The sequence below is a fragment of the Kitasatospora sp. NPDC051170 genome, from assembly GCF_044455705.1.
Taxonomy (GTDB): Bacteria; Actinomycetota; Actinomycetes; order Streptomycetales; family Streptomycetaceae; genus Kitasatospora.
In genome coordinates this window covers 323,665-344,640 of record NZ_JBITFA010000007.1, presented here as the reverse complement: position 1 = coordinate 344,640, position 20,976 = coordinate 323,665, and the positions used below count along the sequence as shown (strand labels likewise).

The following is a 20,976-nucleotide window of genomic DNA, read 5'->3' as shown; positions in this document are numbered from 1 at the left end:
GGGGGGGCCGGCGGGGGGGCCCCCCGGGGGGGGGGCGTTCGGGGGGGGGGGGGGGGGGGGGGGGCCCGGGGGGGGGGGGCCCCCCGGGGGGGGGGGCGGGGGGGGGGGGGGGGGGGGGGGGGCGCCCCCCCCCCCCCCCCACGCCCCGGGGGCTCAGCGGACGACCACGGTCTCCCGCTCGACCCGCGACAGCTTCTCCGGGTTGCGCACCACGTAGAGCGCGCTGATCAGGCCGTCGTCGATCCGCACCGACACCACGTCGTCGATCACCCCGTCCAACCGCAGGAGCAGGGCCGGGCCGCCGTTGACCTGCACCACCCGGGCCTGCGCCCTGCCCCGGAGCAGGGGCAGTCCGACGGCCAGCGCGCGGGCCACCCGGTCGGCGCCGACGATCGGCTCGACCTCCCCCGGCCGCACCCCGCCGCTGTCGCCCAGCAGGACCACGTCCGGGGCGAGCAGATCCAGCAGGTCCTGCAGATCGCCGGTCTCCAGCGCCCGCCGGAACGCCTCGATCGCGCTCCGGCCCTCCGCCGCCGTCACCACACTGCGCGGGCGGCGCTCCGCCACGTGGGCCCGGGCGCGGTGGGCGATCTGACGGACCGTCGTCGCCGACCTGCCGACCGCCTCCGCGATCTCCCCGTACTCCAGCACGAACACCTCGCGCAGCACGAACACCGCCCGCTCCACGGGCGTGAGCGTCTCCAGCACCAGCAGCATCGCCATCGAGACGCTGTCCGCCAGCTCCACGTCCTCGGCCACGTCCGGCGCCGTCAACAGCGGCTCGGGCAGCCACGGCCCCACGTACGACTCCCGGCGCCGCCCGAGCACCCGCAACCGGCCCAGCGCCTGGCGGGTGGCGATCCGCACCAGGTAGGCGCGCTGGTTGAGGACCGCGCCCCGGTCGGCGGCCGACCAGCGCAGCCAGGTCTCCTGCACCACGTCCTCGGCGTCGGCGGCCGAGCCGAGCATCTCGTACGCGACGGTGAACAGCAGGCTGCGGTGGGCGAGGAACGCCTCGGTGCCGTCGTCCACGCTTCGTTCGGTCATCGTCCGCCCCTTCGGCGTCTGTGTGTCGCACACGAGATGCTCCGCGCCGCCGTTCCGTGACACCGGCTCGCCGTGACGCAGGCCACACTCCCTTCCCGTCACCCCGGGCGGGGCGGCGGCATCCCATGGTCGTCCGGTGCGGACACCACGAGAGCGAGGACGACGCCATGACCGTTCGATTCAACCTGTTCGACAGCCCCACCGCGGCGAAGGTCGCCAAGCGCTTCTACAACACCTCCCTGGCCCTCCAGGAATCCACCCTCCCCGCCACCACCCGGCACCTGGTCGAACTGCGCGCCAGCCAGATCAACGGCTGCGGCTTCTGCGTCGACGTCCACACCAAGGAGGCCACCGCCGCCGGCGAAACCCCCCTCCGCCTCAACCTCGTCGCCGCCTGGCGGCACACCACCGCCTTCACCGCCCCCGAACGCGCCGCCCTCGCCCTCGCCGAAGAAGCCACCCGCCTCGCCGACACCGCCCAAGCCGTCTCCGACGCCACCTGGACGGAAGCCCGCGAGCACTACGACGACGACCAACTCGCCACCCTGATCTGCACGATCGCCCTCATCAACGCCGCCAACCGCATGAGCGTCCCCCTCCACACCCAGGGCGGCTCCTACACCCCCGACACCTTCACCACCCTCCGCGACTGACCCCGGCCTGCCACCGCTACCAGACGACGATCCCGCCGCCCTCCGCCTTCGCGCGGAGCGCGGCGGCGACGATGTTTCCGAACCGCGCGGCGACGTAGTCGGCCTCGTAACCGCCCTGCCCGGCAAGCACATCGAGGTGCGGCCGGAGGGCCGCGCACTCCGCGAGGAAGCGATCGATCTCATGCGGCTCCACGGAGAGATCGTCACCCTCCAGCCGCGGGAGGAACTCGGCCCCCAGCGCCCGGACCGCCTCCGAGCCCCACAACCGGTCCCGGGTGCTCTCGAACCCGGCCAGGTCACCGCCGTTGCCGGGATCCTTCAGGAACGTGCGGCCGCCATCGGCGTCGTAGACGAAGGTGTGCACCAGGAGAGACATGCGCCGATTCTCCTGAACGCCCTCGGGTCCGGTCGACCGAATTGACCGCCCGTCGCGAGCCGCGCGTTGAGGAGTGTTGCGCGAGACGCCCCGGCGGTTCCGGTGCGTGCCGGTCAGCGGCAGAGGGCGGCGGCGCCGATGAGGCCGGCGTCGGTGCCGAGTTCGGCGCGGCGTACGTGGAGGCCCGCCAGGTAGGGGAGGGCGGCGTAGGTGCGCAGGTGGTGGGTGAGGGGGGTGAAGAGGGTGGCGCCGGCGGTGGCGACGCCGCCGCCCACGACCACGCGGTCGAGGTCGACGAGTGCGGCGGTGGCGGCGATTCCCGCCGCCAGGGCCTGGGCGGCGCGGTCGAAGGTGGCGAGGGCGATCGGGTCGCCGGCCTCGGCGGCGGTGGCGACCGCGCGGGCCGTGCGGTCCTCGCCGGTGGGGATCCAGCCGGCGGCGAGGGCGCGGCGGGCGATGGCCGTACCGCTGGCGATGCCCTCCAGGCAGCCGCGCGAGCCGCAGGGGCAGGGGTCGCCGTCGAGGTCCACGGTGATGTGACCCAGGTGCCCGGCGTTGCCGCTGGGGCCGGGCCGTACGGCGCCGTCCAGCACCAGGCCCGCGCCGACCCCCGTCGACACCACCAGGCACAGCGCGTTCGCGGCCCCCCGCGCCGCGCCCTGCCAGTGCTCGGCGGCGGCCATCGCCACTCCGTCCCCGGCGAGCTGTACGGGCAGAGCGCGGGCCGCGACCGCCGGGTGCGCGGAAGCCTCGGCGACCAGCGGGAAGCCGCGCCAGCCGGGGATGTTGACGGGGCTGACCGCCCCCGCCACGAGGTCCACCGGCCCCGCACTCCCGATGCCGACGGCCGCCACGGCGGCCCAGTCGGCGGTGGCGGCGAGATGGTCGAGCACGCGGTGCACGACGGCCAGGACCTCCCCGCCCGGCGCCTTCGCGGGGGTCGGGAGTCGCAGACGGTGGCGGAGCCGCCCCTCGCCGTCGACCAGCGCCCCGGCGATCTTGGTCCCACCGATGTCGACGGCGGCGAACAGCGGTCTGGCGGTGGTGAGGCTCATCGCGTCGGGCTCCAGATCTCCGGGTGCGGCGTCGCACAGCGTAGATCACCCCACGGCGCCACAGCCGCCGCGCTGGCCGGGGAGGCGTTGGAGGAGGGCCTTTTTGCCGCAGTGGGCCCGGGAGTCAGGTGAAGCTGGCGAGGACGGGGCCGTCGGGGCGGACGGTGATGCTGTAGGCGCAGCCCTGCGGGGGTGTGTGGAGGGTCAAGGGGCCCAGGGGTAGTAGGAGTTCGAGGAGGGCGGTGGTCTCGCGCAGGGCGAACTGGGTGCCGAGGCAGGCGCGGGCGCCGAGGCCGAAGGGGAGGTAGGCGCCGACGGGGAGGCGGCCGGGGGTGGTGAAGCGGGAGGGGTCGAAGTCTTCGGGGTCGGGCCACAGGTCGGGGTCGCGGTGGGTGAGGAAGGGGCAGACGAGGATGTCGGTGCCGGCGGCGATGTGGTGGCCTTCGAGGACGTCGTCGCGGACGGCGTGCCGGGGGAGCAGCCAGGCGGAGGGGTAGAGGCGCAGGGTCTCGCTGACGAGTGCGGCCGGGTCGGCGTCCCGGGCGGTGGGGGTGCGGTCGAGGAGGAGGTGGAGCCAGGTCAGGGTGGTGGCGGTGGTCTCGTGTCCGGCGACGAGGAGGGTGACCAGTTCGTCGCGGATCAACCGGTCGGTGTATTCGGGGTGTTGGGCCGAGGCTTCGAGGAGGGTGTGCAGGACGCCGGGCTCGGGGGACCGGCCGAGCCGGGCGGTGGAGATCGCCGCCTCGGCGACGGCGTCGATGCGGGCGAGGTCGGCCTCGACCGTCCGCCGGGCCTCGTCGACGGAGCCGGGCAGGGTGGGCATGGCGGCCACCACCCGTTCCACGGAGCGGAGTTCGGCGTCCGTGTGCTCGTCCAGCGGCAGTCCGGTGAGCGCCCGCCAGACGGTGTCGAGGGCGAAGCGGCGCATCTCCTCGCCGAGGTCGAAGGTCTCGCCGGTGCGGCGGTACCCCTCCCAGCGGGTGGCGGTCCGGCGGGCGGCGTCCGCGATCCGCTGCTCGTAGCGGCGCATGCCTGTACCGGTGAACTGGGACTGCAGCAACCGCCGTTGGCGCTTCCAGGCGTCGCCGGTGGCGGAGAGCACGCCGTCGCCGACGAGCATCCGGGCGCGGTGGGAGCGCTTGACGTACGTGTCGGGGTGGCGGGCCAGCACGTGCTGGACGGCGGCCGGGTCGGTGACCAGGACGGTCGGGACGGGGCCGAGCCGGAAGGCGGCGAGGCCCCCGACGCTGCGCCGGGCCCGGGCGAGCAGGTCGACGAGTTCGGCCTCCTCGGTGCGCCACTGCTCGACGGCCTCGGCGGCCAGTTCCGGGACGTCACGTACGGGCCGGGGCTGGGAGGTCGAAGTCACCGGGGGCTCCTGGACGCGGTCGGGGCTGGGGCCGTACCGAGACTACCGAGAACGCGGACGGCTGCGCCGCGATCCGTCCCCTCGACGGATCGCGGCGCAGCGGCTTTCAGGGGCTGTGAGGTGGTGTCAGGTCCGTCAGATGGCCCCCCACAGGGCGGGGACGATCGGCGGCTCCCAGCCGACCTGCGCGGTGTGACCCTGGATGCAGCGGTAGCTGACCCCGTTGTAGGTCACGATGTCCCCGGCCTGGTACGTGGTGCCGGGCGTCCAGGTGCCGCCGGGGTTGCCCGGGCCGCTGACGGTCAGCGTGAAGCCGGTCGTGTGGGTCGCGGAGCCGGCGCCGGTGACGGTGATGTTGTAGGTGCCGGCGGCGGTGGAGCTCGCGGTGCTGATGTTCAGCGTGGAGGAGCCGCCGGACTGGACGGAGGACGGGCTGAGCGAGACCGTCACGCCGGCGGGGGCGCCGGAGGCCGAGAGGTTGACGGTCTGGGCGGAGCCGGAGGTGGTGGCGGTGGAGACCGTCGCGCTGGTGGAGTCACCGGGCTTGACGGTGGCGCTGTTCGGGTTCACCGAGAGGGAGAAGTCGTTGGTGGGCACGGTGCCGCCGACGGAGGTCTTCCAGATGGTGTACGCGACGCCGTTGGCGCTGCGGCCGAGCGGGGTCGGGTCGATGTTGCTCGTGGTGTCGCAGGACTGGTGGTAGCAGGAGTCGTAGGACTGGCCGGCCTGGCCGCCCCACTTGGCCGCCTGGGACGAGGACTTGGTGTCGCTGGCACCGGCCGCGTAGCCCGAGGTCGGGATGCCGGCCTGCTGGAAGGAGTAGTCGTCGGAGCGGCCGACGCCCTCGACGTTCTCCTCCGGCTGGATGTTCAGCGAGTCCCAGTACGCCTTCATCGGGGCGGCGGCGCTGGAGTTGATGTTGTTGATGAAGTAGCCGGCGTTGGGCGAGGCGACCATGTCGAAGTTGTAGTAGCCCTTGATCGCGGAGCGCTGGGTGGAGCTGAGCTGGCCGACGTAGTAGTTGGAGCCCTGCAGGCCCTGCTCCTCACCGGTCCACCAGGCGAAGCGCACGTGGCGGCTCATGGTGGGGTTCTGCTGGGCGAGCGCGAGCGCGTTCTCGAGCAGGGTGGCGGAGCCGGAGCCGTTGTCGTTGATGCCGGGGCCGGCCGAGACGCTGTCGAGGTGGGCGCCGAACATGGTGACCTGGTCGGACGGGCCGCCGGGCCAGTCGGCGATCAGGTTGTTGGAGCGGTAGGTGCAGGAGGTGCAGGTCTGCTCGGCGACGGTGAAGCCGGCCGCCTGGAGCTTGGCCTTGATGTAGGCGACGGACTGGGTGTGCCCGCCGGTGCCGGCCTGGCGGGTGCCGCCGTTCTGGTTGGCGATCGAGTTGAGCTGGCTCAGGTCGGCCTGGATCTTGCTGACGTCGATGGTGGGCGGGGTGCCCGGGTTGGGCCCGCCGCCGCCGACCGTCAGGCTGTACTGGGCGGTGTGGGTGGCCGCGCCCTCGGTGCCGGTGACGGTGATGGTGTAGGTGCCCGCGGGGGCGGAGCCGGAGGCCGACAGGGTCAGCGTGGCGGAGGAGCCGGCCTGCACCGAGCCCGGCGAGACGGTCGCGGTCACGCCGGTCGGGGCGCCGGTGGCCTTGAGGCTGACGCTCTGCGCGGTGCCCGAGGTCACTGCGGTGCCGATGGTCGCGGTGGTCGAGGCGCCGGGCTGGACGGTGCCGGAGGCCGGGTTGAGGCTGAGCGAGAAGTCGTTCTGGCCGCCGGACGGCGTGCAGGACGGGTCGCCGCTCTGCGCCGGGACGCTGACCGCGTCCCAGGCGGCCTTGGTGGCCTTCCAGTACTCGCAGGTCGGGTCGAGGTTCTTGGCGGCGGTCAGCGTGGCGGTGCGGTAGCGCTTGTAGGTCATGCCGCTGGTCTTGAGCAGCATGCCGCCGTACCAGACCTGGCCGGCCTGCTTCATGCCGATGCCGGTGACCGAGGAGTTGTTGCAGGTCGGGCTGCTGGGCGAGCCGTTGGTGCCGCTGGAGCCCTTGGAGAGCAGGTAGAACCAGTGGTTCAGCGGGCCGGCCGCGGCGTGGACCTCGGTGCTCGGGATGGAGGAGGAGTAGCAGTTCGGGTCGTTGTTGACCAGGGAGGGCTGGTAGAGGTTGCGGATCGGGCCGCTGCCGACGAGGTTGATCAGCCGGCCGACCTGGTAGTCCGGGTAGTCGTACTGCTGGGGCTCGTTGTTGTACTCCTTGGTGAGCGCGCCGAAGATGTCGCCGGTGCCCTCGCCGAGGCCGTTCTCGTTGTTGGCGCCGCCCGGGGTGAACTGGTCGATGCCGTGGCCGAATTCGTGGCCGACGACGTCCTGGGAGGCGATCCAGTCACCGGACTGGCTGTGGCCGATGGAGACGGAGCTGCCGTCCCAGTAGGCGTTGACGTCGCTCAGGCCGACCTTGATCGGCCAGCTGCCGCCGTTGCCGTCGTGGCCGTTGCGGCCGAGCCACTCGCGGAGCATGTCCCATTCCTTCTGGGCCGCCCACATGGCGTCGCCGCAGCCGGTCTCCTTGCTGGAGCCGCTGCCGTTGCCCCAGGAGTCCGAGGACTTCCGGAAGACCTGGCCGGTGCTGTAGTCGGAACAGCTGAGGCCGGGCCTGCTCGGGTCGCTCAGCGAGTACGAGCCGCCGGAGCCCGAGGTGCTGATGGTCATCGGGCCGGGGCCGTTCCACTTGCTGTTGACGGTGCCCGCCTCGACGTCGTCGTAGGTGTCGACGACCTCTCCGGTGGTGGCGTCGACGAAGACGTGCAGGCTGCTCGGCGCGGTCTCGGTGCGGCCCTTGAGCACGGTCTCCCAGGCGAGCGTGCTGCTGCCGTCCTTGACGCGCACGACGAGGCGGCGCTGGGCCACCGAGTCGACGGTGGCCAGGTGGGTGCGCGCGGTCTTCTCCGCGGCGGCGGCGCTGATCTTCGGGGTGGTCGAGCCGCCGACGGGGCCGGGGGCGGCGTTCTGCGAACCGCGCACCTTGCCCTGGCTGTCGGCGAGCACGACCGCGTCGCCGCCGACGACCGGGAGGCCGTGGTAGCTGCGCTCGTAGGAGACGGAGTACAGGCCACCGAGCCAGGGGGTGACGGCGCGGCGCTCGTACGTCTCGCCCGGGCCCTTGGCCAGCGAGTCCGCCCCGGCCGCGGCGGCCGCGTCGGCGGCGTTCACGGCGAGGGCGAGCGCGCTCGGCGGGGCGGGCGTGGGGGTGGGCGCGGCGGTGGCCGGCCCTGCGGTGCCGGCGATCGCGCCGACCAGGAGAGTCAAGGTGGTGGCTGTGGTGAGCAACCGCCTTGTGGGAACTCTGCGTTGCATCGAGGCTCCTCGAACGTGGGGGTCCTCGACCGCGGACGGTGTGGCTGGGGGCCTCGCCGCAAGGCCGTGTCTGGGGACGGCCGTGCGGGCCGTCCGCGCTCGGGTGCCCGAACCCTCACATGGCGTCATGCTCCGGTCAATGGCTGGTGCGCGTGATGCATAGGGTTGGCAAATTCCGTCAAGCTGGGCTTTTCCCCGAGTGGTTGAGACCACCAGGGCAACTGGTCGAGACCACCTGATGTACGGATCGATCGCCATCCAGTACCGTCTCGCTCGTGGAACCGGGGGGACGACGCGACCGGGGAGGCAGCGTGCACCGCAACCTGGTGGGCTCCGACGATCGGGCGACGCACCGCTCCGACGATCGGGCGACGCACCGCCCCGGCGGCCAGGGGACGGACGCCTGGCGCGAGTTCGGCGCGCTGCTGCGGCACTGGCGGCGCCGGGCCGGCCTGACCCAGGCGCAACTGGGCGCCGGGATCGGCTACGACCACACCGCCGTCAGCAAGATCGAGCACGGCGCCCGCAGGGTCACCCCCAGGATCGCCCGGCGGATCGACGAACTCCTCGGGGCCGAAGGCGAGTTGAGCGAGGCGTGTCTGCGCGCCGAGACCGCCGCACTGCCCGCCCTCGACCCCTTCGCCCCCGGCCTGCTGCGCCCGCCGCTGCCCTCGCACCTCTCCCTCGTGCCGGCGCCCGCCCCCGCGCTCCTGCCGCCGCGGCGGCTGCCGGACTACGGGCTGCTCTGCCCGCTGCACGACGCCCAGGGCTGCGACGTGCCCGAGGAGAGGGAACTGGCGGCCCTGCACCTCGAGTTCTGCAACGCGGACCCCGCCGCCGCGCCGCCGCTGGACGCCGCCACCGCGCACGCCCTGGCCGGGCTGCTCGCCGCCTACCTGCGCGCCGGGGAGCACGGCCACCGCCCGGCCCTGGCCGTCGCCATCGAGCACACCCTGCGGGCCGTCCTCGCCCGGCTGGCCCTCGCGCCCGCCGCCCAGCGCCGCCCGCTGGCCCGGCTGGCCGCCGAACACGCGCACGCGGCGGGGGCGTTGAGGATGCAGGACGGCAAGGGCGCCACCGCGATGGCCTGCTTCGACCGGGCGCTCACCTGGGCGCGGCTCGCCGAGGACGAGGCCACCCAGGTCGGCACGCTCAGCGACCTCAGCACCCTGGCCCGGCTCGACGACGATCCGGGCGTCGCCCTCGGCTACGCCTGCGAGATCGAGCGGGCCGCCCCCGGGCGGCACTGGGCGAGCGCCATGGGCGGGATCGGCCGGGCCCGCGCCCTGGCCCTGACCGGCGACGTGCGGGGCACCGTCCGGGAGATCGACCGGGCCCGGGCGCACGTGGAGCACATCGGCGCCCGGGACGAGGCGGACGCGCCCTGGCTGACCATCGCCTCGATGCGGCTGCGGGTCGAGTCCGCCGCGGCCGCCGCCCTGCGCGACCTCGCCGCGGAGGTGGACGACCCCCGGCTGGCCCGCCGGGCCCTGGCCGCCGCCGGGACGGCCCTGGAGCTGCTCGGCCCGGCCCAACTCCCCGCCAGCCGCCTCCTCTTCAACGTCCGCATCGCCGACTGCCTCGTCTGCGCCCACGACCCGCAGGCGGCCGTGGACCTGCTCGGCCCCACCCTGGAGGCCGGCCCGGGCGACCCGCTGCCCGCGCTCGTCGGGTACGAGCTGCGCGGCCTGCGCGCCCGACTGGCCGTGCACCGGCCGCAGGTGGCGCGGCGCCTGGGGGAGCTCGCGGGGTTGTGAGGGGCGCGGCCCGGTGGGGGATTCCCCGCAGGGCCGCCGAACGCGCCCCATTCACTCCCGTGTTTCGTCAACTTCGTGCGCATACCTTGCGTCGATCGGGTCAATTGTGGCGTTAACACGTCGAATGACTGACCGGGACTCAACATCCGGCTAGAGTCTCTGATCGTTTACAGTCAATCCCAGTCGTCAATTCAGTGTTCGTAGTCGGAACTTTTGGTCGGAATATTCATTCTTGTGCCCGGGTATTCACCCCTGCGTCGACCCCGGACACCCCGCCGACCGCCGAGCCGAGCGGGGCCGCCCCGCTCACCACCCTCCGGAATGGACCATGACCACCTCGCCCTTCGCCGTGCCCTGCGAACGGATCGCGATCACCGGCATCGGCTGCCGCCTGCCGGGACACGCCAACGACCACCGGACCTACTGGCGCAACCTGATCGAGGGCCGGGACTGCCTCACCGACACCCCCGCCGACCGCTACGACACCACGACCCTGGGCAGCCGCGACCGCGCCAAACCCGGCAGGCTGACCGGCGGCAGGGGCGGCTACATCGACGGCTTCGACACCTTCGACCCCGACTTCTTCGGCATCAGCCCCCGCGAGGCCGAGCACATGGACCCGCAGCAGCGAAAGCTCCTGGAGGTCAGCTGGGAGGCCCTGGAGGACGGCGGACTGCGGCCCGGGGAGCTGGCCGGGCGCCAAGTCGGCGTCTACATGGGAGCGTTCACCCTCGACTGGAAGATCCTCCAGTTCGCCGACCTGGACTTCGCCACCATCGCCGCGCACACCGCCACCGGCACCATGATGACGATGGTCTCCAACCGGATCTCGCACTGCTTCGACTTCCGCGGCCCCAGCCTCTCGATCGACACCGCCTGCAGCTCCTCCCTCGTCGCCGTCCACCTCGCCTGCCAGAGCCTGCTGCGCGGCGAGAGCGAACTCGCCCTGGCCGGCGGCGCCCTGCTGCACATGACCCCGCAGTACACCATCGCCGAGACCAAGGGCGGATTCCTCTCCGCGGACGGCCGCTCCCGCGCCTTCGACGCCTCCGCCGACGGCTACGTCCGGGCCGAGGGCGTCGGTGTGGTCGTCCTCAAGCGCCTCTCCGACGCCCTGCGCGACGGGGACCGGGTGCACGCCGTCGTCCTCGGCACCGGCGTCAACCAGGACGGCCGCACCAACGGGATCACCGTGCCCAGCGCCGACGCCCAGGCGGCCCTGATCGAGAAGGTCTGCGCCGAGGCCGGCATCGAGCCCGGCAGCCTCCAGTACGTCGAGGCGCACGGCACCTCCACCCCCGTCGGCGACCCGATCGAGGCGGAAGCCCTCGGACGCGTCCTCGGCCGGGGCCGCCGCGCGGGGGAGCGCTGCTACGTCGGCTCCGTCAAGACCAACATCGGGCACACCGAGGCCGCCGCCGGGGTCGCCGGGCTCATCAAGACCGCGCTCGCGCTCGGGCACCGGCGCATCCCGCCGCACCTCAACCTGGAACGGCCCAACCCCGGCATCGACCTCGACGCCCTGCCCTTCGAGATCCCCACCACCGCCCTGGACTGGCCCGAGCACACCGGTCCGGCGCGGGCCGGGGTCAACTCCTTCGGGTTCGGCGGCACCAACGCCCACGTGCTGCTGGAGGAGGCGCCGGCTCCCCTGCCCACGGAGCCCGCGCCGTCGGAGCCCGCGCCCCCGGAGTCCGCGGCGGGGCCGGCCTGCACGGTGCTGCCGCTCAGCACCAAGGACGCCGCCTCCCTGCCCGAACGCGCGGGCGCCGTACGCGGGGAGCTCGCCGGGGGCACCCCGCTCGCCGACCTCGGCCACACCCTCGCCCACCGCCGCCAGCACCTGCCCGAGCGCCTCGCCGTCGCCTACCGGGACCGGGAGGAACTGGAGCAGGCCCTCGCCGCCTGCGAACGCGGCGAGCCCCACCCCGCCCTCGTCCAGGGCCGGGCGCGCGAGCGGCGGCAGCGACGGCTGGCCTGGGTCTTCACCGGCATGGGCCCCCAGTGGTGGGGCATGGGCCGGGGCCTGTACGCCGGCGAACCGGTGTACCGGGAGGCCGTCGAGGCCGTGGACCGGGAGGTCCGCGACCAGGCCGGCTGGAGCCTGCTGGAGGAGATGCTGCGCGAGGAGGCCGACTCGCGGATGGCGCGCACCTGGCTCGCCCAGCCCGCCAACTTCGCCCTCCAGGTGGGGCTTTCGGCCCTGTGGCGCAGCCGGGGCGTGAAGCCCGACGCCGTGGTCGGGCACAGCACCGGCGAGGCCGCCGCCTTTTACGAGGCCGGGGTGTACGACCTGCCGGACGCCGTCCGGGTGGTCCTCACCCGCAGCCGCCTCCAGCACCGCCTGGCCGGCACCGGCGCCATGATCGCCGCCGGGCTCTCCGAGGCCGAGGCCGAGCGGCGGCTGCGCCCGTACCGGGAACTGCTCTCGCTCGCCGCCGTCAACGGCCCCTCCTCCGTCACCCTGGCCGGGGACACCGGGGCGATCGGCGAACTCGCCGGCCAACTCGCCGCCGAGGGCGTCTTCGTGCGGGCCCTCGACGTCGAAGTGCCCTACCACAGCCTGCTGATGGACCCGATCCGGGAGGAACTCCTCGCGGGCCTCGCCGGGATCAAGCCCCGGCGCGCCCGGCTGCCGCTGCACCTCACCGGCCGCGAGGGCGTGGCCGCCGGGCCCGAGCTCGACGCGGCCTACTGGTGGGACAACGTCCGCGACACCGTCCGCTTCCGGGCCGCCGTCGAGCGGATGGCGGCGGACGGGGCCGGGATCTTCCTGGAGATCGGCCCGCACCCCGTGCTCGGCCACGCCGTCCGGGAGAGCGCCGAGCGGGCCGTGAGCCTGCCATCGCTGCGCCGCCACGAGGACGAGCCCGCCCGCTTCACCCGCAGCCTCGCCGAACTGCACACCCTCGGCGTCGAGCTGGACTGGACGGCGCTGCACCCGGCGGGCCGGCCGGTGCCGCTGCCCGGGTACCCGTGGCGGCGCGAGCGGTACTGGACGGAGCCGGAGGCCGTACGCAAGGTCCGCCTCGGCGAGGTCGACCACCCGCTGCTCGGCCGGCGCACTGCGAGCGCCCAGCCCACCTGGGCCACCGCCCTGGACCCCGAACGGCTGCCCTACCTCGGCGACCACCGCATCGAGGGCCAGGCCGTCCTGCCCGCCGCCGGGTACCTGGAGATGGCCGCCCAGGCCGTGCGCGCCCTCACCGGCGGAACGGACGTCACGCTCGCCGACGTCGAGTTCCAGCGGGCGCTGGTCCTCTCCGAGAGCGAACCCACCCCCGTCCAGCTCGGCTACGCCCCCGAGGATGCCCGCTTCACCATCGCGTCCACCCCGGGCGGCGAGAGCCTCGTCCACGCCACCGGCCGGGTGCGCACCGGCCAGCGCCGCACCCACGGGCCCGCCCTGGACACCGAGGCCGTACGGCTCGGCAAGCAGCGCCTCGACGGCGTCGAGTGCTACCGGCGCCTCGCCGGGCTGGGCTACCAGTACGGGCCGGCCTTCCGGAACATCGCCGAGGTGTGGGCCGGGCCCGGGGAGGCCCTCGCCCGCATCGAACCGGCCGCCGCGCTCGGCCCGCAGGCCGGTGAGCACCACCTCCACCCCGCCCTGCTCGACGCCTGCTTCCAGACCCTCCTCACCACCCGGCTGCACTGTGCCGAGGGTGGCGAGGGTGGCGGGGTGGGCGGGGTGCGAGGCGGGGTGCGGCTGCCCGTCGCCATCGGGGAGCTGCGGATCGACGAGGTCGGCGCCCGCCCGCTGTGGGCGCACGCCACCGTCACCCGCGACAGCGGCGAGGAACTGGTCGGCGACCTCGCCCTCTACGCCGAGGACGGCACCCCGCTCGGGCGGATCACCGGCTTCCGCGCCGCCGACGTCACCGCGGCCGCCGCCTCGGTGGGCCTGGCGACCATCGACGGGTGGCTCACCGAACTCGCCTGGACGGAGGTTCCGTCGCCGTCCCGCACGGAGGACACCGGCGACCTGCTGATCTTCGCGGACGAGGGCGGGCTCGCCGAGCGCCTGGCCGCGCTGACCGCAGGCGCCCACCTGGTGCGGCCCGGCGCGAACTACTCCTTCGGTGAGGGGAGTTCGACCGTACGGCCCGACTCCGCCGAGGACCACGCCCGGCTGCTCGCCGACCTCGGCCCGGGCCACCGCACCGCCGTCCACCTCTGGAACCTCGACCAGCCCGCCCTCGACGTCACCACCCCCGAGCGGCACGGAGAGCTCGCGAGCCACGGCGCCTACGCCCTGATCGCCCTCGCCCGGGCCCTGCCCGCCGCCCGGCCGGGGATGCGGCTGCACATCGTCACCCGGGGGGCTCAGGCCGCCACGCCCGGCGACCGGGTCGAGCCCCTCGGCGCGCCCGCCTGGGGCGTGGGCCGGGTGCTCTGGCAGCAGGAACTCGTCGCCCAGCGGGGCACGTTGATCGACCTCGACCCCGCCAGGCCCGCCGCCGAACAGGCCGAGGCCCTGCTCGCGGAGCTGGTGCCGCGTCAGGCAACGGCGCCGCGTCAGGCACCAGCCGCCTGCGACGAGCAGGAGATCGCCCTGCGCGGCGGGCGCCGCCTCACCGCCCGGCTGCGCCCCGCCGAGGGGCTCACCCGTCCGCTGCCGCCCGTCCTGCGCGCGGACGGAAGCTACCTCGTCACCGGCGCCTTCGGCGCGCTGGGCCGGCTGCTCTGCCGCACCCTGGTGCGGCGCGGCGCCCGCCGGCTGATCCTCGTCGGCCGCACCGCCCTGCCCGGGCGCGAGCGGTGGGCGCAGACCGACCCCGCCACCCCCGCCGGGGAGCGGATCGCCTTCCTGCGCGAACTCCAGGCCCTCGGCGCCTCCCCGCTGATCGCCCCCGTCGACGTCACCGACCAGGACGCCCTCGCCGCCTGGCTCGACGACTACCGCGGCCGCGAACTCCCGCCCATCCGCGGCGTGTTCCACCTCGCCGGGCAGGTCCGCGACACCCTGCTCGCTCAGATGGACCGGCCCGCCTTCGACGCCGGCTACGCCCCCAAGGTGATCGGCGCCCACCTGCTGCACCGGCTGCTGCGCGAGGAGCCGCTCGACCACTTCGTGCTCTTCGCCTCCGTCGCCTCCCTGCTCACCACCGCCGGACAGACCAACTACGCGGCGGGCAACGCCTTCCTGGACGCCCTCGCCCACCACCGCCGGGCCGCCGGCCTGCCCGGGCTCAGCCTCGACTGGGGGCCCTGGGCCACCGGCATGATCGAGGAACTCGGCCTGGTCGCCCACTACCGCGACGCCCGCGGCATGAACTCCCTGCCGCCCGAGGCCGGAACGGCCGTGCTCGAACGCGTGCTCGGCCAGGACCGGGCCCAGCTGCTCATCGCCCCCGTCGTCGACTGGCCGACCTTCCTCGCCTGGTACCCGGCGCCGCCGCCGCTGGTCGCCGACCTCGCCGCGGCGGCCGCCGAGCGGGCCCCGGCCGACACCGGGGCCGGGGGCGGGGCCGCGGGTTTCCTCGACGCCTACCGCCCCGCCGACCCGGACACCCGCCGCGCCCTCGTCCTGGAGCGCCTCACCGCGGCCGCGGCCGCCGTGCTGCGCACCGGCGCCGACCGCATCGAGGAGACGACCAGGCTCGGCGCCCACGGCCTGGACTCGCTGCTCGCCATGGAGCTGCGCGCCCGCGTCCACGGCGAACTCGGCGTCGCCCTGCCGGTGGTGGCGCTGCTCGGCAACGGCACCGTCGGCGACCTCGCCGACCTGCTCACCGAGGGCCTGGCCACGCTGCTGACCGCTGAGGGTGGCGCCGGGGGAGCGGAGGCCGAACTCCACACCGACGAGGCCCGCTTCCCGCTCACCCACAACCAGCAGGCCCTCTGGTTCCTGCGCCAGCTGCACCCGGACGGCTTCGCGTACAACATCGGCGGCGCCGTCGAGGTGCGCGCCGCACTCGACCCCGAGCTGCTGTTCGCCGCCTTCCGCCACCTGGTGGAGCGGCACCCGCTGCTGCGGGCCGCCTTCACCACCGAGCAGGGCCGGCCCGTCCAGCACGTCCGGGCCGAACCCGCGGCCGACACCGCCCTGTTCGACGTCGAGGGCCGCCCCTGGGAGGAGGTCCGCGAGCTGCTCGTCAGCGAGTACCGGCGGCCGTACGACCTGGAGCGCGACCCGCTGGTGCGGCTGCGGCTCTTCCGGCGCGGGCCCGACCGGTGGGTGCTGATGAAGGCCGTCCACCACATCGTCTCGGACGCGATCTCCACCTTCACGTTCATCGAGGAACTGTTCGAGGTCTACGCGGCGCTGCGCGAGGGCCGTACGCCGTCCCTCCCGCCGGTGGCCGCCCGCTACCTGGACTTCCTCAACCAGCAGAACCGCTTCCTGGCCGGGCCCGAGGCCGACCGGATGCTCGACTACTGGCGCGGCCACCTGCCCGCCGAGATGCCCGTCCTCGCCCTGCCCACCGACCGGCCCCGCCCGGCCGTGCAGACCCACAACGGCGCCTCCGAGTTCTTCCGGCTCGACGCCGAACTCACCGACCGCGTGCACGCGCTGGCCCGGGAGCACAACGCCACCCCGTTCATGGTGCTGCTGAGCGCCTACTACCTGCTGCTGCACCGCTGGTCCGGGCAGGACGGCATCGTGGTCGGCAGCCCGGTCACCGGGCGCACCCAGGAGGAGTTCGCCTCCGTCTACGGCTACTTCGTCAACCCGCTGCCGCTGCACGTGAGCCTCGCCGGGGAGCCGACCGTCGCCGAACTGCTCGCCCGGGTGCGCCAGAGCGTCCTCGGCGGGCTCGATCACCAGGAGTACCCCTTCCCGCTGCTGGTCGAACGGCTCGGGCTCCAGCACGACCCGAGCCGCTCGGCCGTCTTCCAGGCGATGTTCATCCTGCTCACCCACAAGGTCGCCGTGGAGCGTTTCGGCTACCGGCTGGAGTACATCGAACTTCCCGAGGAGGAGGGGCAGTTCGACCTGACGCTCTCCGCCTACGAGGACCGCGCGGACGGCCGCTTCCACTGCGTGTTCAAGTACAACTCCGACCTGTTCGACCCCGGGACGGTCCAGCGGCTCGCCGCCCACTACCGCAACCTGCTCGACGCGATGACCCGCGCCGGTACGGACGGTACGGACGGTACGCGCGGTACGGACGAGCCGGTCGGACGGCTGCGGATGCTCGACGCCGCCGAACGGCGCCTGATCCTCGGCGAGTTCAGCGGAGCCGGCCGCCGGATCGACCACGACGCGCCGCTGCCCGAGCTCTTCGCCAAGGCGGCCGCCGAACACCCCGAGGCACTGGCCGTCTCCCACCCCGGCCGAGGCGGCGTCGAGCGCGTCACCTACGGCGAGCTCGACCGCCGCTCCCACCGCCGGGCCCTGCGGCTGCGCGAACTCGGCGTCGGCGAGGGCGCGGTGGTCGCCGTCCACCTCGACAAGTCGCCCGAGCTGATCACCGCCCTGCTGGCCGTCTGGCGCGCCGGCGCCGCGTACCTGCCGCTCGACCCAGGCCACCCGGCCGACCGGCTCGCCCACCAGATCGCCGACGCCGGCGCCGCCCTGGTCCTCGTCGACCAGCGCCGCCCGCTGCCCGAGGGGCTGGCCGCCAGGCCCGTCACGCTGGAGGAGCTGGACCGGCCCGCCCGCGCGAAGGGCCCGCTGCCCGCCCCCGACCCGGACCGGCTCGCGTACGTCATCCACACCTCCGGCTCCACCGGCCGCCCCAAGGGCGTCCAGGTCACCCACCGCAACCTCGCCGCCGTCACCGCCGGCTGGCGCGCGGAGTACCGCCTCGACACCGAGGCCCGGGTGCACCTCCAGATGGCCGGCTGCGCCTTCGACGTCTTCACCGGGGACCTCGCCCGGGCCCTGGGCACCGGCGGCGCCCTCGTCCTCGTCGACCGCGACCTGCTCTTCGACACCGCCCGCCTCCACCGGGTGATGCGCGAGGAGGCCGTCGACTGCGGCGAGTTCGTCCCCGCCGTGGCCCGCGCCCTGCTGGCCCACTGCGAACGCGGGGGCCTGCGGCTGGACTTCCTCAGGCTGCTGATCGTCGGCTCCGACTCCTGGAAGGCGTCCGAGCACCGCCGACTGCGCGCCCTGTGCGGGCCGCAGACCCGGCTGGTCAACTCCTACGGCCTCACCGAGGCCACCGTGGACAGCAGTTACTACGAAGGCGCCGCCGAGGAGTCGGAGCCCGGCCGGATGGTCCCCATCGGCCGGCCCTTCCCCAACAGCGAGCTGTACATCCTCGACCGCCACGGCGAGCCGGTGCCCGTCGGCGTGCCCGGCGAACTGTGGATCGGCGGCGCGGGCGTGGCCGCCGGATACCTCGGCGACCCCGAGCAGACCGCCCGCCGCTTCGCCACCGTCGACCTCGACGGAAGCCTGCGGCGCCTCTACCGCACCGGCGACCTCGGCCACTGGAGCGCCGGCGGCACCGCCCACCTGCTCGGCCGCATCGACAACCAGGTCAAGGTCCGGGGCCACCGCATCGAACCCGGCGAGATCGAGGCCCACCTCACGGCCCTGCCCGAGGTCGCCCACGCCTGTGTGACGATCCGTCAGGATCCCGGTGGGGACGCCGCTCTGGCCGCCTACCTCGTCCCCGCCGAGGGCGCCGTCCTCGACCGCCGCGAGCTGCGCCGCCGCCTCGCCGAGCACCTGCCCACGGTGATGATCCCCTCCTACCTCACCGAACTGCCCGCCCTGCCCCTCACCGCCAACGGCAAGGTCGACCTCGCCGCCCTGCCGGCCCCGGAGGCCGACACCGGCGGCGACCAGCACGAACCACCCGTCACCCTGTACGAGAAGCGCGTCGCCGACCACTGGCAGCGCCTGCTCGGCCTCGACCGGGCGGGCCTCCAGCACGACTTCTTCGAACTCGGCGGCAGCTCCATCCGGCTGATCGAACTCATCCACCACCTCCAGGCCGAGTTCAGCATCGAGATCCCCGTCGGCCCGCTGTTCAAGGTCACCACCCTGCACGGCATGGCCCGCACCGTCGAGCAGATCGTCACCGGCGAACTGGCCGGCGCCCAGCCGTACCTGTGGTTCAACCCCGGCGCGCCCGAGGCCCGTACGGTCTTCTGCTTCCCGCCCGCCGGCGGCCACGGACTCGTCTACCGCCAACTCGCCGCCCACCTGCCCGGACACCGCGTCGCCGCCTTCAACTACCTGAGCGGGGAGGACAAGACGAGCCGCTACGCCGACCTCGTCGAGACCCTCCAGCCCGAGGGCCCGTACACGCTGCTCGGCTACTCCCTCGGCGGCAACCTCGCCTTCGAGGTCGCCCGGGAGCTGGAGGCGCGCGGGCGCACCGTCACCTCCGTGCTGCTGCTCGACGCCTACCGCGTCAACGCCGCCTTCGACCTCGGCGAGGAGCACCTCGCCGCCTTCGAACGCGAACTCCACGAGCACCTGCACCGCCACACCGGCTCCCGGATCGTCGCCCGGGAGACCCTCCAGCAGGCCCGCGACTACCTGGAGTTCAGCAGCCGCACCCCCAACCTCGGCGCCGTCCGCGCCCGGCTGGACGTCCTGTGCGAACCCGCCCGCCTCGCCGTCCACACCGGCGGACAGGACGGCTCCTGGCAGGGCGCCTCCACCGGCGGCACCACCGTCCGGGCCGGGCACGGCAGCCACGCCGAGATGCTCGACGGCGAATCCGCCGCCCTCAACGCCGCCCTGGTGGCTTCGACGCTGACGGGAGGCACCGCCGATGGCCGGGGCTGAGCGCGGGCCGGACTGGTCCGGGCGCGAGCGGACGGACGGCGGCCCGCCCCGGGTCATCGTCATCGGCGCGGGCCTCGCGGGCCTGGCCACCGGCTGCTACGCGCAGATGAGCGGCCTGGAGACCCGCATCTTCGAGAAGCACGTCCTGCCCGGCGGCTGCTGCACCGCCTGGGCCCGCGACGGCTACCTCTTCGACTACTGCATCGACTGGCTCATCGGCACCGCCGAGACCAGCGGCGCCCACCAGGTCTGGCGCGAACTCGGCGCCCTGGACGGCAAGTCCGTCACCCACTTCGAGGTCTTCAACCGCGTCGTCGACGAACACGGCCGCGCCGTCACCTTCCACTGCGACCCGGACCGCCTCGAAGCCCACCTGCTCGACCTCGCCCCCGGCGACGCCGCCCCCGTCCGCGCGTTCTGCCGGGACCTGCGCCGCTTCATCGCCACCGAGGCCCCCTGGGAGCTCACCCCGCCACCCCTGCGCACCACCGCCGAGCGGCTGCGCACCCTGCGGGCCGTCCTGCCCGCCTTCCGGCTGTACTGGCGCACCGCCACCACCCCGATGAGCGCCTTCGCCGAGCGCTTCGAGGACCGGTTGCTGCGCCGGGCCTTCCCCGTCATGTTCCTCCAGGAACCGGCCGGCTTCCCGCTGCTGCCCTACCTCTACACGCTGGCCGCCGCCCACACCGGCAACGCCGGGTTCCCCCAAGGGGGTTCACTGGGCCTGGCCCGCTCCGTCGAGGAGCGCTACACCTCCCTCGGCGGCACGATCGGCTACCGCTGCCGCGTGGAGCGCGTCCTGATCGAGGGTGGTCGGGCCGTCGGCGTCCAACTCAGGGACAGCTCACGGCACTTCGCCGACCACGTGGTGGCCGCCTGCGACGGCCCGACCGTGCTCGACCGGCTGCTCGGCGGGCGCTGGTCCAGCCCCACCCTGGACCGGATGTACGGCGAACTCCTGCACCGGCCGGGCAACCTGTACCCGGCCGTGGTCTCCGCCTTCGTCGGCCTCGACGGCCCCCTGCCGCCCGGCGAGCCGCACAGCACCACCTACCTGCTGGCACCCCGCACGGCCGCCCGGCTGCCCGGCTCCCTCCAGGGCAGCCTGGTGGTGCAGATGCGCTCGGCCTACGCGGACGGCTTCGCCCCGCCCGGCAAGTCCGTGCTGCACTGCACCTACTTCAGCGACTACCGCTCCTGGAAGGAGCTCAAGCTGCGCGACCGCCGCGCCTACCGCGCCCGCAAGCAGGAAGTCGCCGCGTTCGTCCGGGAGTTCCTGGAACACACCTATCCCGGGATCGCCCGGCGGATTCAACTCGTCGACGTCGCCTCACCGGTGACCACCGAGCGCTTCACCGGCAACACCCACGGCAGCATCCTCGCCTGGCAGGCGTTCTCCGAGGCCGAGGACGCCGCCGACCGGCTCGTGAACCGCGACCGGATGCGGATCCCGGGCCTGGCGGGCTTCTCCATGGCCGGGCAGTGGACGGCCCTCGGAGGCCTCATCCGCGCCGCCACCAGCGGCCGTTACGCCGCCCAGTACCTCTGCCGGGAGCTCGGCGTGCCCTTCCGGGCCCGGCCGAGCGAGAACCGGGAGCCCTGGCACCCCGGGAAGTGGGGCCCGCTGCCCCGGCTCGACCGCGCCACCGTGGGAGCGTCCGAATGAGCCGCCCCCCGACC

The 20,976-nt window shown here is 74.3% G+C and carries 9 protein-coding genes; 4 read left to right on the top strand and 5 right to left on the bottom strand.

The features are described 5' to 3' along the window. Positions 1–153: 153 nt before the first annotated feature. The gene (locus ACIBCA_RS17995) at positions 154–1,047 is read right to left on the bottom strand and encodes an RNA polymerase sigma-70 factor (RefSeq protein ID WP_396283856.1); all 894 of its coding nucleotides are present in this window, start codon (positions 1,045–1,047) and stop codon (positions 154–156) included. Positions 1,048–1,214: 167 nt separating this feature from the next. Here ACIBCA_RS17995 and ACIBCA_RS17990 point away from each other — a divergent pair, with 167 nt between their 5' ends. Next, on the top strand, positions 1,215–1,700 hold the full coding sequence (locus ACIBCA_RS17990) for a carboxymuconolactone decarboxylase family protein (protein WP_396283855.1): 486 nt from the start codon (positions 1,215–1,217) through the stop codon (positions 1,698–1,700). Between the two features lie 16 nt (positions 1,701–1,716). Here the strand turns inward: ACIBCA_RS17990 and ACIBCA_RS17985 are convergent, their stop codons facing one another. The 4 genes from ACIBCA_RS17985 to ACIBCA_RS17970 all read right to left on the bottom strand — a co-directional run bounded on the left by ACIBCA_RS17985 (position 1,717) and on the right by ACIBCA_RS17970 (position 7,842). Beyond that, complete coding sequence (locus tag ACIBCA_RS17985) at positions 1,717–2,076, bottom strand: hypothetical protein (protein WP_396283854.1); 360 nt, start codon at positions 2,074–2,076, stop codon at positions 1,717–1,719. 113 nt (positions 2,077–2,189) lie between these two features. Then, positions 2,190–3,131: an ROK family protein gene (locus ACIBCA_RS17980; RefSeq protein ID WP_396283853.1), complete on the bottom strand. Its 942-nt coding sequence runs from the start codon at positions 3,129–3,131 to the stop codon at positions 2,190–2,192. A gap of 124 nt (positions 3,132–3,255) precedes the next feature. After that, complete coding sequence (locus tag ACIBCA_RS17975; protein ID WP_396283852.1) at positions 3,256–4,500, bottom strand: cytochrome P450; 1,245 nt, start codon at positions 4,498–4,500, stop codon at positions 3,256–3,258. Positions 4,501–4,635: 135 nt separating this feature from the next. After that, on the bottom strand, positions 4,636–7,842 hold the full coding sequence (locus ACIBCA_RS17970) for a M28 family peptidase (RefSeq protein WP_396283851.1): 3,207 nt from the start codon (positions 7,840–7,842) through the stop codon (positions 4,636–4,638). Between the two features lie 311 nt (positions 7,843–8,153). On the opposite strand from ACIBCA_RS17970, the gene ACIBCA_RS17965 reads away from it, so the two are divergent. The 3 genes from ACIBCA_RS17965 (at position 8,154) to ACIBCA_RS17955 (ending at position 20,962) form a co-directional block, all read left to right on the top strand. Then, positions 8,154–9,599, top strand: a complete 1,446-nt coding sequence (locus ACIBCA_RS17965; protein ID WP_396283850.1) for a helix-turn-helix domain-containing protein — start codon at positions 8,154–8,156, stop codon at positions 9,597–9,599. Positions 9,600–9,927: 328 nt separating this feature from the next. Further along, complete coding sequence (locus tag ACIBCA_RS17960; protein WP_396283849.1) at positions 9,928–19,296, top strand: amino acid adenylation domain-containing protein; 9,369 nt, start codon at positions 9,928–9,930, stop codon at positions 19,294–19,296. Beyond that, entirely contained in the window at positions 19,283–20,962 is a 1,680-nt protein-coding gene (locus ACIBCA_RS17955; protein WP_396283848.1) for a phytoene desaturase family protein, read from the top strand. The genes ACIBCA_RS17960 and ACIBCA_RS17955 overlap by 14 nt, the downstream gene beginning before the upstream one ends. The last annotated feature ends 14 nt before the right edge of the window (positions 20,963–20,976 follow it).

What these genes read in the sequence shown, in the direction of transcription:
- ACIBCA_RS17985 (WP_396283854.1), bottom strand. Translation starts at nt 2,076, where the DNA reads ATGTCTCTCCTGGTGCACACCTTCGTCTACGACGCCGATGGCGGCCGC.
- ACIBCA_RS17970 (WP_396283851.1), bottom strand. Translation starts at nt 7,842, where the DNA reads ATGCAACGCAGAGTTCCCACAAGGCGGTTGCTCACCACAGCCACCACC.
- ACIBCA_RS17955 (WP_396283848.1), top strand. Translation starts at nt 19,283, where the DNA reads ATGGCCGGGGCTGAGCGCGGGCCGGACTGGTCCGGGCGCGAGCGGACG.
- ACIBCA_RS17995 (WP_396283856.1), bottom strand. Translation starts at nt 1,047, where the DNA reads ATGACCGAACGAAGCGTGGACGACGGCACCGAGGCGTTCCTCGCCCAC.
- ACIBCA_RS17980 (WP_396283853.1), bottom strand. Translation starts at nt 3,131, where the DNA reads ATGAGCCTCACCACCGCCAGACCGCTGTTCGCCGCCGTCGACATCGGT.
- ACIBCA_RS17990 (WP_396283855.1), top strand. Translation starts at nt 1,215, where the DNA reads ATGACCGTTCGATTCAACCTGTTCGACAGCCCCACCGCGGCGAAGGTC.
- ACIBCA_RS17960 (WP_396283849.1), top strand. Translation starts at nt 9,928, where the DNA reads ATGACCACCTCGCCCTTCGCCGTGCCCTGCGAACGGATCGCGATCACC.